Origin of the sequence: Pseudomonas sp. HS-18, from assembly GCF_020401845.1 — a bacterium.
Lineage (GTDB): Bacteria > Pseudomonadota > Gammaproteobacteria > Pseudomonadales > Pseudomonadaceae > Pseudomonas > Pseudomonas nitroreducens.
Genome location: NZ_CP084413.1, coordinates 2286010 through 2298619, shown reverse-complemented (window position 1 = coordinate 2298619; position 12610 = coordinate 2286010). Strand labels below are relative to the sequence as shown.

At 56.9% G+C, this 12610-nt stretch carries 11 protein-coding genes and 3 pseudogenes; 8 read left to right on the top strand and 6 right to left on the bottom strand.

Features of this window, described 5'->3' with window-relative positions; genetic code table 11:
• Nucleotides 1-158 precede the first annotated feature (158 nt).
• Nucleotides 159-1064, bottom strand: coding sequence for a LysR family transcriptional regulator (locus LDJ84_RS10765; protein ID WP_034077547.1), 906 nt, complete (start codon nt 1062-1064; stop codon nt 159-161).
• A 157-nt stretch (nt 1065-1221) separates the two neighbouring features.
• Between LDJ84_RS10765 and LDJ84_RS10760 the strand changes: the two genes are divergently transcribed.
• From LDJ84_RS10760 to LDJ84_RS10750, 3 genes and pseudogenes are all read left to right on the top strand, one after another.
• Nucleotides 1222-2331 (top strand): S-(hydroxymethyl)glutathione dehydrogenase/class III alcohol dehydrogenase, encoded by a 1110-nt coding sequence (locus LDJ84_RS10760; RefSeq protein WP_034077549.1) that lies wholly within the window; start codon nt 1222-1224, stop codon nt 2329-2331.
• 43 nt (nt 2332-2374) lie between these two features.
• Entirely contained in the window at nt 2375-2773 is a 399-nt protein-coding gene (locus LDJ84_RS10755) for a VOC family protein (RefSeq protein ID WP_034007259.1), read from the top strand.
• A gap of 183 nt (nt 2774-2956) precedes the next feature.
• Nucleotides 2957-3583, top strand: a pseudogene (locus LDJ84_RS10750) (DUF3422 family protein); the annotation flags it as partial.
• A 24-nt stretch (nt 3584-3607) separates the two neighbouring features.
• Here LDJ84_RS10750 and LDJ84_RS10745 read toward each other — a convergent pair.
• Nucleotides 3608-3766, bottom strand: coding sequence for a hypothetical protein (locus LDJ84_RS10745; protein ID WP_162492499.1), 159 nt, complete (start codon nt 3764-3766; stop codon nt 3608-3610).
• 45 nt (nt 3767-3811) lie between these two features.
• Here LDJ84_RS10745 and LDJ84_RS10740 point away from each other — a divergent pair, with 45 nt between their 5' ends.
• Nucleotides 3812-4921 (top strand): hypothetical protein, encoded by a 1110-nt coding sequence (locus LDJ84_RS10740; RefSeq protein WP_034077552.1) that lies wholly within the window; start codon nt 3812-3814, stop codon nt 4919-4921.
• A 41-nt stretch (nt 4922-4962) separates the two neighbouring features.
• On the opposite strand, the gene LDJ84_RS10735 is transcribed toward LDJ84_RS10740, so the two are convergent.
• From LDJ84_RS10735 to LDJ84_RS10720, 4 genes and pseudogenes are all read right to left on the bottom strand, one after another.
• Complete coding sequence (locus LDJ84_RS10735; protein ID WP_071537366.1) at nt 4963-5274, bottom strand: DUF2845 domain-containing protein; 312 nt, start codon at nt 5272-5274, stop codon at nt 4963-4965.
• 543 nt (nt 5275-5817) lie between these two features.
• Nucleotides 5818-7611, bottom strand: a complete 1794-nt coding sequence (locus tag LDJ84_RS10730) for a PHA/PHB synthase family protein (protein WP_052165136.1) — start codon at nt 7609-7611, stop codon at nt 5818-5820.
• A gap of 114 nt (nt 7612-7725) precedes the next feature.
• Nucleotides 7726-8955: pseudogene (locus tag LDJ84_RS10725) on the bottom strand (acetate/propionate family kinase).
• Between the two features lie 5 nt (nt 8956-8960).
• Nucleotides 8961-9146, bottom strand: coding sequence for an SDR family oxidoreductase (locus LDJ84_RS10720; RefSeq protein ID WP_235583546.1), 186 nt, complete (start codon nt 9144-9146; stop codon nt 8961-8963).
• A 33-nt stretch (nt 9147-9179) separates the two neighbouring features.
• Between LDJ84_RS10720 and LDJ84_RS10715 the strand changes: the two are divergent.
• From LDJ84_RS10715 to LDJ84_RS10700, 4 genes and pseudogenes are all read left to right on the top strand, one after another.
• Nucleotides 9180-9425 (top strand): annotated as a pseudogene (locus LDJ84_RS10715) (IS110 family transposase); the annotation flags it as partial.
• 398 nt (nt 9426-9823) lie between these two features.
• The gene (locus LDJ84_RS10710; RefSeq protein WP_031630819.1) at nt 9824-10093 is read left to right on the top strand and encodes a helix-turn-helix domain-containing protein; all 270 of its coding nucleotides are present in this window, start codon (nt 9824-9826) and stop codon (nt 10091-10093) included.
• Nucleotides 10094-10704: 611 nt separating this feature from the next.
• Nucleotides 10705-11625, top strand: coding sequence for a GGDEF domain-containing protein (locus tag LDJ84_RS10705; protein WP_071557646.1), 921 nt, complete (start codon nt 10705-10707; stop codon nt 11623-11625).
• Nucleotides 11626-12132: 507 nt separating this feature from the next.
• A complete protein-coding gene (locus tag LDJ84_RS10700) occupies nt 12133-12582 on the top strand; it encodes a MarR family winged helix-turn-helix transcriptional regulator (protein WP_023105868.1) in 450 nt (149 codons plus the stop codon).
• Nucleotides 12583-12610: the final 28 nt, after the last annotated feature.

The following is a 12610-nucleotide window of genomic DNA, read 5'->3' as shown; positions in this document are numbered from 1 at the left end:
CAATCCTCGCCGGCAAGCTTCAGCCAATCCTTTCAACTCTCTGTAACGCGCACCGACCACGATGGTCCTCCCTCAACGAACCGTGACTAGGTACTTCCTCAAGATCCGGCCTTCAATGACGTAGCCGTCGCGCTAGTCCTACAGCGCCTTGCGGCGTGTCAGCGCAAAGCTGGCAACGATCCAACGGCGACCAGCATTTCATCAAATACCGCTCGAACCCTTCCAGGAATGGGGCCACGCTGGGGCCGATAGACGTACAAGCCCCATGCCGGAGGCTCTTCGTCCTGCAACACCTGCACGAGTTGCCCGCTGGCAATATAGGGAGCCGCCATGTAGTCCGCTAGTTGGGCGAATGCGATCCCGGCCAGTGCGGCTCCTATTTCCATTTCGGCATTGTCGGCGATGAGGGTGGGGGCCGCGGGTGTCCACTGCTGTCCCGATTTGAAGTGCCAAGGCCATGGACGGCCGGTATTGATGTCCAGGGCTACGGCGATCGGTAGCCCGGCCAACGCATCGATATCGTCAGGGGTGCCCACTTTCTCGATAAGACGTGGAGCGGCAACGATTGGCAGCCTCATGTCGGCTGCCTTGCGCGCGACGAAGCGGCTATCACGCATGAATCCGACCCTGATGCCAACGTCGATCCCATCGTCAACCGTATTACTGATGCGATCGGACAGACGCACATCCAGGGTGATCCCAGGATGACGCGCGGCAACGCGCTCCAATGCAGGTAGAACTGCTCTGGTACCCAGGCTGTACGGTGCGGTGATGCGGACCGTGCCCGAGAGTGCAGCCTGCTGGTCGGCAGCAGGCGTTCGCCACAGATCGTCGACCCGCTCCAGTACAGGGCGGACCTGTTCCAGCAGACCTTCGGCAAAGGCGGTGATGCGAACCTGGCGCGTGCTGCGATGAAACAACACCTCGCCGTAGTGTCTCTCCAGTTGCTGAATGGCACGCGTGACACCTTGAGGGGAAGTCCCCAAGCGGACAGCTGCGTCGCGAAAACTGCTGCTTTCAGCCGCCACCCGGAATATGCGCAGCAGTTCGATGTCCTTGTTCATTCTCCATGCTCCTAGGCCATCTTCGTTGTGCGCTGATTATTCCATATTTTGGAATTCCAAAATCGCAACAATTCCATATACAGCAACTTAGCCGTTTCCCAAACTGACAACTCAGCGGAATGCTCCGCTCCGAACCACCAGATTAGGAAACGACATCATGAAATCACGTGCAGCAGTTGCCTTCGGGCCTGGAAAGCCGCTGGAAATCGTCGAGATCGACGTCGAGCCGCCGCGCAAGGGCGAAGTACTCGTCAGGATCACCAATACCGGCGTTTGCCATACCGACGCCTTCACCCTGTCGGGCGACGACCCCGAAGGTCTCTTCCCGGTCGTGCTGGGTCACGAGGGGGCGGGTATCGTCGTGGAGGTGGGTGAAGGCGTGACCAGCGTGAAGCCCGGCGATCACGTCATTCCGCTCTACACCGCCGAATGCGGCGAGTGCCTGTTCTGCAAGTCCGGCAAGACCAACCTGTGTGTCGCGGTTCGCGCAACCCAGGGCAAGGGGCTGATGCCCGATGGTACGACTCGCTTCTCGTACAACGGTCAGCCGCTTTACCACTACATGGGCTGCTCGACCTTCAGCGAATACACAGTGGTCGCCGAAGTCTCGCTGGCCAAGATCAACCCGGACGCCAATCCCGAGCACGTCTGCCTGCTGGGTTGCGGTGTGACCACCGGCATCGGCGCCGTTCACAACACGGCCAAAGTGCAGCCGGGCGACTCGGTGGCCATCTTCGGCCTCGGCGGCATCGGTCTCGCTGCTATTCAGGGTGCACGCCAGGCCAAGGCGGGTCGCATCATCGCCATCGACACCAATCCGGCGAAGTTCGAGCTGGCTCGTACCTTCGGCGCGACCGAATGCCTCAACCCGAAGGACTTCGATAAGCCGATTCACGAGGTTCTCATCGAGATGACCGGCTGGGGTGTCGATCACACCTTCGAGTGCATCGGTAACGTCAACGTGATGCGGTCGGCCCTGGAAGCTGCCCACCGTGGTTGGGGCCAATCGATCATCATCGGCGTCGCCGGTGCCGGCAAGGAAATCTCGACCCGTCCGTTCCAGTTGGTCACCGGCCGGACCTGGAAGGGCTCTGCTTTCGGTGGGGTCAAGGGGCGTACCCAACTCCCGGGCATGGTGGAAGACGCAATGAAAGGCGAGATCGATCTCGCCCCGTTCGTCACCCATACCATGGGCCTCGACGACATCAACAAGGCCTTCGACCTGATGCACGAAGGCAAGTCGATTCGCACGGTGATCCACTACTGATCACCCACTCTCCATTCAACACCAACCACCAAGGAAATTAACCATGTCCAATCCTGTCATTTCCGGCGACGGCATCTTCTCGCACGTCTTTATCGGCGCCGCCGACGTTCAGAAGTCGGCCGCGTTCTATGACGCCGCTCTGGGTGCTCTCGGCATCAAGAACCTCGGGCCTTTCGGCAACGGGTGGGTGCTTTTCGGTCGCGAAAAGCCGGCTTTCATCATCGCCCGCCCGGGCAATGGTGAAGCGCCCTCCAGCAACGGCGTGACGATCGGCTTTGCGGCCGCCACTCCCGCCGAAGTGGATGCCTTCCATGCCGCCGGCCTTGCCGCGGGCGGCACCGACGAGGGCCAGCCTGGCCCGCGTGGTCACCTGCCGGGTGCCTATGCGGCCTATCTGCGTGATCCGGCGGGCAACAAGGTCTGCTCGTACACCTTCGTTTGAAAGCAAAGAAGCTGAGGATGCTCTGAAAGGGTCAGCACAAGCCCCTATCCGGCGAGCCTATTAGACAGACCGTGTAGGACGGTGCCTGCTTATGAAGGTCGGCCCGCAGCCATGTGCGAAACGCATGGCTGCGGGCATTTACCTTGAAGCGTGTTTTTCCAACCAATGAGAAATAAGGTCGTTATGAAAGAGCCGGCCAACATCAATACGACGACCGTACAACCCGCCTCGACCGCCACCGTGTACGGCATGCCGGCCTATGCCGATCGTGCTGCCGCAGCGGGTGAAGTGCACGCGCGCCCGCATCTGTTGATTCAAGCCCCACACGGCATATTGCAGATCGCTTGCATGACCGAAGGCGACCTTGCCAAGGACCAGATGGCGATGAGCGAGTTGTCTCATCGCTTCGGTGTTGCCGAGCCCGACCATGCCACGCCGCTTCACGGCGTGACATGGGATGAGGGAGACCTGCACTGTGAAAAGCACACCGAGTTCTCGACGTATCTCTGGTGCGCTTCGCTGGATTCCGAGACAGGAGAGCCGTGCGGCGAAAACCCGTTCAAGCATGGATTTGTCCCGCCGGGCCAAGTTGTATCCGGCATCCGTTTGAGACTTCTTCCATGGACGCCGGAAACAGAAAAGGAGGCCGATCGCTTCGATCCCGCCAGTCTGTGTTACTCGCTGGTGGAGAAAGGTTCTGCCGCCATCCTAACCGACTTCTAGCAGAATGAGGACGGCCTGACGCAGATCCTCGTCCTTGCCCGCGATTTGACCCCGGCACGGGGGGATGCCGTCGGATGTGTTCTGCTTCTATCGCGTCAGCAAAGCGGTCAGTCATCGAGAGGACGACTCTTCGCCAGTACTTCCAATAAAAGCACAATGATCTACATCAATAACACCAACATCAAAGCATGCAAAAGTTTGTTTCAAAAACCGCAACAAAAACACCTTGTCGATTCCAGGAATCACTTCTAGCTTCTTTTTGCCACCCATGAAATGGCGCCCCCTGATCTATTTGCAAAAAGGAATTAGCAGAACATGAAACTTGTACTGAACTTCGACGGCTCCGCCCTCACTGCCAACAACCTCCAGCAAGCAATGACTGCAGCAGGAGCAAATACCACAATCAACATCGACACGGCGCAGGCCGTCAATATTACCACGCTACTGCAAGTGATCGGCATCGCGGGGAATACCAAGCACCTGAACGCAACATTCAATGGGGCGCAGTTGACCTCGAACAACTTGCAACAGGCTGTAAATGCATCCGGCAGCAACACCAGCATCGCCGTCAACACTGCGCAGGCGGTCAACATAAACACCTTGCTGTCGATAATCGCCTCAGCAGGCACCATCAAACACTTTAACGCTGACTTCAATGGTTCTCAGCTCACTGCGAACAACCTCCAGCAGGCAGTAACCGCCGCTCAGTCGGGCACCAGTATCAGCGTAAACACCGCTCAAGCGGCGAACATCACCGCCCTCCTCGAAGCGATTAATGACGCGGGCAATAGCAAGGTCTTTAGCGCCAATTTCAACGGTGCACAACTCTCCGGGACAAACTTGCAACAGGCACTGACCGCTGCCGGCACCAACACGTCCATTGGCGTGAATACCGCCCAAGCTGTCAACATCACTACCTTACTGCAATTGCTGAGCATCGCAGGTAACACTAAGAAGTTCAGCGCTGATTTCAATGGCGCACAGCTGACCTCGAACAACCTTCAGCAGGCTATCAGCGCAGCAGGCACCAATGTCAGCATCAGCGTCAACACCGCCCAGGCAGCGAACATCTCGGCCCTGCTTCAGGCGATCCAAAACGCTGGCAACACGAAGAATTTCAGCGCCGATTTCAACGGTGCACAGTTGACAGCTGACAACTTGCAACAAGCGTTAACTGCCGCAGGAAGTAAAACCAAGATCAGTGTCAACACTGCCCAAGCGGTAAACATTAGCACCATGACACAACTGCTTTCTATTGCCGGAGCTAGCAAGCTCTTCAGCGCCACCTTTAACGGTGCACAACTAACGGCCAACAACTTGCAGCAAGCAGCTAGCAATGCGGGGGCGAATACCACGATCATTGTCGCAAGCGCACAAAGCGCTCCCATAGCGACCATACTGGATATCATCGGCACGGCCGGCTAACGGATATACGCAGGTACTCACTGAGCACCTGCGTTCATCGCTCAATTCATTCGAGTACGGATTTCTACCAATCTTCCATCGACAAATCGAAGATATTGATACGCACCATTACTAGGTCCATAAACCCAATTCTCAATAGTCGCGGCACCTTTTGCAACGTAACCATTGGCATCAACAGCCGGCCCAACAACTTGACGCTGCGACGGATCACCACACTTTCTAATAACATCGACTATCAGCTCGCCTTCACTTACCAGATTACTTCCGCAACGCATTGTGGCAGCCTGAGCAGACGATGCCGCAAGCGCGAGCACGCCAAAAATTGAAACGGCGCAAACTCCCCTAAACTTCATAATGGACTCCTTGAGACCAAATTCATCAGATATCCGGCCATAACACTATCATACCCCTGTGCCGGACAGTCATCTTAAGCCCGTCAAATTTAGCGCACATTCTCAGTTAGAGCAGCTTAGGAATCGCACTTAAAATGCGTGGCTGTGGATCCCCCACATGGAAGGTCTTCCTGGAGGGGTTTTTCTGGTCATGCGATACGCGGAAAGAGGCCGAGAAATGGGCTACACAAGCAGAGGCGCTGAGCTGGCTTATTCAGCTTATCACTTGCCGTCGCCGTACCCCTGGCCAGCCCCAGAAACAACGCGACCGTCGTCAACGGGTTGGCCAACGGCAGGATCATGAGCAGGCCCAGGCCGACCACCTGTGATGAGTTCAATCATTTATGGCCCTATTAGAAAGAGCTCCCGCCGCTCGATGCAGGTATACTGCGCGACGGTGACGTGACACGTTCATTGGTTCTTCTCCTGGTTGAAAGTTGCAACTTGCAGAGCTGAAAGAAGATCAGTGAAGTCCGTTGGCTGCGCGTGTTATGCAGAAATTTCCTAGACATGCTCTTTGATGTTTTCGTCACCATCCGCCGCAATACCTCGTTGCCTGACATACTCGCCGGGTGCATCATGGATCGCTCGTAACCCTTTAGCAGCGTTCCCCATTCGCGGTGGCTTGACGCGTTCGGACGAGCGCGTCCGCAGCCATTCGAACCAAGCGCTCCACCAGGAACCCTCTTGCTGTGGGGTCGTTGCTTGCCACTCGTCAGCGCTGATGTAGCTGTCGCTCGCGACGACTGTGCGCAGTTGGTAACGCCGTCGGGGTCGGCCAGGCTCACTTACAATCCCGGCATTGTGACCGCCATTAGTCAGCACGAAGGTGATCTCGGCCGACGAAAACAAGTGCAGCTTGAACACGGACCTCCAGGGCGCGACGTGGTCCGTCGTGGTGCCGACACAGAAGATGGGCAGCGTGAGATTTCCCAGCGAAATGGGTCGCCCTCCGACCGGATAGCGACCGGAACTCAGGTCGTTGTTCAGGTACAGCCGTCGCAAGTACTGCGAATGCATCGTCGCGGGCATCCGGGTGCCGTCTGCGTTCCATGCCATCAGGTCATTCATCGGCTGGCGGTCGCCTAGTAGATATTCGTTGAGCAGGCGCGCCCAGACCATGTCGTAGGAGCGGAGCATCTTGAAGGCGCCGCTCATCTGCTCGGATTCCAGGTATCCCTTCTCGGCCATATGTGCTTCGAGCAGCGATACCTGGCTCTCGTCGATGAACAGCCCCAGTTCGCCTGGTTCGCTGAAGTCTGTCTGCGCTGCCAGCAGCGTCAGCGAAGCCAGGCGGTCGTCGCCATCGCGCGCCATGGCCGAGGCACCAATCGCCAACAGCGTACCTCCCAGACAATATCCGGTCGCGTGAATCTTGCGCCCTGGAACGATCGCATTGACGGCATCGAGCGCGGCGTGCAGGCCCAGCTCCAGATACTCGTCCATGCCCAGATCGCGGTCCTCCGCGTCCGGGTTCTTCCACGATATGCAGAAGACGGTGTGGCCCTGATCGACCAGATGCCGGATCAGCGAGTTGTGTGGCGAAAGATCGAGGATGTAGTACTTCATGATCCAGGCGGGCACGATCAGTATCGGTTCGGGATGAACCTTTTCTGTCGTGGGAGCGTATTGGATCAGTTCGATCAGGTCGTTCTTGAGCACCACCTTGCCCGGTGTCGTGGCCAGATTACGCCCGACCTCGAAGGACTCGGCGCCCGCAGGGGGCAGGTTGTACAACTGGCGCCGTACGTCGTCGAGGAAATTCTCCAGGCCGCGTGCAAGGTTGGCACCGTCTTCGTCCCGCGTCCTCTGCAGCACCACGGGGTTGAGCAAGGGCAGATTCGCCGGCGACAGCATCTCCAGCCATTGTCGGGTGCCGAATGCCACCAGACGTTGGTGCTGCGGGGAAACGCCCCACACGCCTTGGGTGGCTTGTTCCCACCAGCGCGACTGCAATTGATAGCCATGGCGCAGTAAGCTGTAGGGCCAATCATTCCAGGACGGATCATCAAAACGTCGATCGTCAGTGGGTGGCAAGGCAGGCGGCTCTCGGCCTTCTTTCATTGCCTCCAGTCCTTCGCGAAGATAGGCCATGCACTGTTCGAACTGTACGAGGGCCTGATCGGACAGGGCTTCTTGCTTGCCGGGGCTGGTGGCGAGGTGGATGGCCCAGTCCAGCCAGGCCAGCATCGGCGATTCGGGCGAAAGCGACGACCATGCTCGCGCCCATGCGGCGTGCATTCTGATGTCGAGTGCTTCGTTCGAAGCGTCGGACGTTTTCTCTTTTTCTGTGTTCATAGGGTAAAGCAACTCCTGTCTCCAGCAATGCTGTGCTCATTACGTCTTTGGGGTACCACACGTGTGGCGATGCCAACTTGGTCCGGGTGCCGACCTTGTCCTCCCCCGGACGGATCATGTAGCGATGGCCGTCTGGTAGAGGGTCAATGCGTCACGCGCCACGATCCACTCCTCGTTGGTAGGCTCGACGCCGACCATCACTGCGCAGCTCCCGGCCGAGACGATCGGTGCGTTGGCCTCGTTTGCCTGCGGATCCAGATGCAGCAACAGAAAACCCAGTGCGTCACATACGCGGTGTCGGATTTCGGGACTGTGCTCGCCGACGCCAGCCGTGAACACCAGCAGATCCAGACCGCCCAGGACAGCAACCAATGCACCGATCTCGCGCACGATGCGGCGCACGTACAGCGACAGCGCATCACGTGTACGGGCCGCGGGCTCGCCCTCACCGCCTTCCAGCTGTAGCAGCACCCGAGGTTCGGACGAGATGCCGGATACGCCGAGCAGACCCGACTCGTGATAGAGGATGTGCCCCACCTGCTCCAGGCTCAGTTTCTCGATCTCCATCAGATAGATCACAGCGCCGGGATCGAGCGCGCCGGTGCGGGTGCCCATCATCAGTCCATCCAGGGCGGAGAACCCCATCGTTGTCGCCACGCTTTGCAGGCCGCGCATCGCGCACAGGCTGGCGCCGCTGCCGAGGTGGGCGACAATGACCCGGCCATGGGCGAGTTCTCCATGGCGCTCGGGCAGCGCCGTCGCCATGTAGGCGTAGGACAATCAGTGGAAGCCGTAGCGGCGCAGTCCGCGCTCCCAGGCTGCGTGGGGCAGTGGCAGTTGCTGCTCGACCTTGGGCAGCGTGTGGTGAAATGCCGTATCGAAGCAGGCGACCTGGACAATGTCCGGACGTTCGCGCAGCAGGATGTCTATCGCCTCCAGGGCGAACGGCTGGTGCAGTGGAGCCAGGGGGATGTAACTGCGCAGGTCGGCCAGCACCTGTGAATCGGCGCGGATCGGCGCGGCATACTTGCTGCCGCCGTGTACCACGCGGTGGGCAACGGCAACCACCCGTCGACTCCCAAGGCGGGCGCCAATGCGCTCGCGGATCAGTTCCAGTGCGGCATGGTGTGGCTGCCCGGGGTCAAGCGTGACCGCGTGAGCGGGTGTGCCGGTCTCGCCGAAGTCCGGCGTCGGTCCGCCGATGCCCTGTACCTTGCCATTCCAAAGCGGTTGCCGCGCCAGTGGCGATAGGGTGGCGTCGAACACGGCGAACTTGATGCTGGATGAACCACAGTTCAGCACCAGCAGCAGGTCGCCGGAGGTCGGTGTGATGTCGTTTGTCATGGTCATCATCGCGCCGTGTATCCGCCATCGACGACGAACTGTGAGCCGGTCACGAAGCCGGCACCGTCGGAAAAAAGGAAGGCGACGACATGGGCAACCTCCTCGGCGGTGCCGAGCCGGCCTACTGGATGAGCGGACACGAGCTCTGCGCGGGTGGATGCGTCCATGTGCTTGAGCAGCGGCGTGTCGATATAGCCGGGGTGGATCGAGTTGATGCGCAGGCCCTGCTGGGCATCAGCAAGCGCGGCGACAAGAACCTACGGCGGCTGCTGGTGCAGTGCGCCAGGTCCTACCTGCAGCGAGTGGATCGACATCAGGGGGCCTTGGCTGACTGGGTTCGCTCGTTACGCGAACGCCGCCACTCGAATGTGGTGGCTTGCGCCTTGGCGAACAAGCTGGCCCGTATTGTCTGGGCCATAGCGGCCAATCACTCGGAGTTTGAGGCGAGGCCAAGCGTCTGCAGCGCCTGACCTTGCATTTACCGCCGTACCAAGGAGCACCTTTTCAGGTTTTGCGATCACTGGACAACCGATGACGTGAACGGCACACCGGCCTGGTGGACACCCTGAAGCAAAGACTGGCCTTCGAGGCCGCGCTTTTTCTTAGGACCACTGGGCGCGACTCTCATCGTGGCGCGGGGCATGCCCCATGCAGACGCCGGATAGATTCAAGCGAGCCCAACACTCGTCGTTGAACAGTATTGCAGAAACGGGGGTGACCATAGAGTCTTTGCTGGTAGTCATAAACACAGTCGTTTGCCTATCCCTTATGGTAAGGGGGAAACGGTGTCCTGTGTTTCAAGGGGCTCGTTCACAGGTTAGCTGTACCTTTTTTGGATACGACGGCCTTGTACCTATAAAAGGTACAGGTGACCAAAAGCATAAATACCCCGGGAATGTTGGCCTTAACCTGCTGGCTGCGCGATATGCGCAAGAAGCAGGGCTTGACGATGCGCGACCTCGGAAAACGGTTGGGCGTCACACACTCTTACATTCAGAAAGTCGAGACTGGAGAACGTAGGTTGGACGTTGTTGAGTATATCTGGTACTGCAAGGCTCTTGATGTGCAGCCGCATGAAGGATTGAACATTGTGATGGCATTTGGACAAGGCGAGCACACGCAGCAAAAGAAATCATGACCAGAGGACACGTCGATGAACCATGATGTTGAGAATCAACCTCATTGCTCATCACCTCAAACAGCACCTGCCCCTATCGCCTCTCTATAGCCCCCACCAAGCGTTAGCCGGCCTGCGCTCCAACCTGTCGGCATCTGGCTTTCAGGAAATAAGCCATTTCTGAAGGCCAAGATGCCGATTCAGAGGAGCCTGCCTAATGAGCTCGGCAGGAGGCTGGGATTCTGTCCATGACTCCCCACTCCGGCGATTCCTCGCACCACCTTTTCCTGCGCACGCCTGTCTGCACACCAAGAAACATGGCATGCATCTGCCCTCGGCCAGCTCCAAGGCTAGCCCCCACCCACTGCACTATGCCACCGCATGGCAATGAGCCATTGGTCTTCCTGCTGCTTGTGGTACGCTGTACCTGAATTAGGTACATTGCAGATGTATCTTGGACGAATATGGCGATCTAGTTAATGGATACTATGGACTGGGCGATCGAAGAAGCATGATTTAATGCTTCTTGGCATCTCAGAGTAGGAGCACCCAGTTGGTTCAACTAGCTATCCATAATAGAGAGAATATCCATAAGCCTAGCCAAGCATGTCGGGATGACGAGGGGGAAACCCATGGCGTTTTCGAAGGAATCACTCCTTTGTTCCTTACGGGATACGGTACTTGATGCACTACCTTTTGCTGTCTCATGGGCTACCCTGCCAGAAGCACACATTCAGCACTGTAACTCATATTTTCATAATCTTTTCAGGTACCCACCAGGTCACTTCAAGACAGTGAGTCAGCTAATAGAGGAAACCCATATCCATGAATGGCAGCGCGAGCAAGCCTGCAAGCACTGGAATAAATCAAAATCGCGACCTGGATCTACAAAGGTATCCGTCACCCCCGATATCGAGCTTGAAATTCTAGATGGCGACGGAAATATCCACAACGTCCTATACTGCTGTCTAATCCTACATGAGCAGCAGTTGGCGATAAATCTTTACAAGGATATTTCCAATCTCAAGCAGGATGTAAAATTATTAAAGGAGTATGCTTATCTTGACCCTTTGACTGGCATTGCCAACCGTAGAGGACTGCGAGAGCATTGGCATAAAGAGACCTCTGGGAGGAACCAAACACGCCTAGCTCTACTGATGGTGGATCTAGACAACTTCAAACCGGTGAATGACACCTATGGTCATTTGATTGGGGACAAAGTACTACGCACTCTTGCACACCGATTTAAAAGCGCCATAAGAGATTCAGACTTCATATGCCGCTTTGGTGGCGATGAGTTTTGCATACTACTCACCGTGCCCGAGAGGTTTGAGTTACTGGAAGATATCTGCCAGCGAATTATCACTACGGCAAGCGAGCCTATAGCCATCCTCAATAGGAAGATAAAAATATCTGTAAGCATTGGCGGCTGTATCTATCCTGATCACGCAGCAGACAAGCGCAAACTGTTGGAACACGCAGACTCGGCACTATACCAAGTCAAGAAATCAGGAAAAGCGCGATGGAAATGGTTTTCACCCAACACTATTTGATTGGCCAGACACCTTATAAACAGAGCACGCATAAACAACTTAAAAATTATTCCACCTTAGATAGCCCACTAAAATCCAGCACGTTACGGAAAGATTAGAGAAGGCTAGAGCAGACGCTAGAAACTCTAGCATGTAGATTTCTCGCTACGGCAGTAGCGTATTGCGAATAGAAAAATCAGGAGCACGCTTTCTCGCTGGCGACAAAACTCTCTATAGCGCTCAGCGGGTCACTGACTGACAAGGTACTTAGGAAGCTCTATTGATAAAATATGCGGCTAGCAATATAATTGCTAAACACATAAAGGCATGGCCAAAGGAAATCCATGAGCACTCCCCATTCGAAAGTCTTCGCGTTTGGCGGTGGCGACAATAGTGCACTCCGTAAGGAGCCCCTTACCAACGTCATTCAGACACGGGACAAAGCTGTCGTGGCAGAAGCATCCATGGCCAGCCCCCCCAGCAGCACCAACGCCATAGCCCTCTTGATCAAGGAGGGCTGAAGCTACTATGGCCATTCCGGAAGACGATCCATTGCTGCTTGACCGACAGCTTTGCTTTCCCCTCTATGCAGCCTCCAACCTACTGACGCGAGCCTATCGGCCGGTACTGGCGCCACTCGGGCTCACCTATTCGCAATACCTCGTGATGTTGGTGCTCTGGGAACATGATGTGGTCAGCGTTGGTGATCTGGGAGAACGCTTGCATCTAGACAGCGGCACGTTAACACCACTGCTCAAACGTATGGAGCGTGACGGTTTCGTGACTCGCCGCCGCGACCCTGAAGATGAACGACGCGTATTGATCATGTTGACACCCCATGGACACGAACTCCGCGCTGCGGCACTGAACGTGCCACAAACCCTGGCGGGCCAGCTTGGAGTCGATCCGGCTTCCGTCGAGGACCTACGCGACGCGGTGCAGGCCATGGTTCGCATACTCGCTCGTCGCTACACCTAACCGTTATCTCCCTCGACAGGAGGCTAGT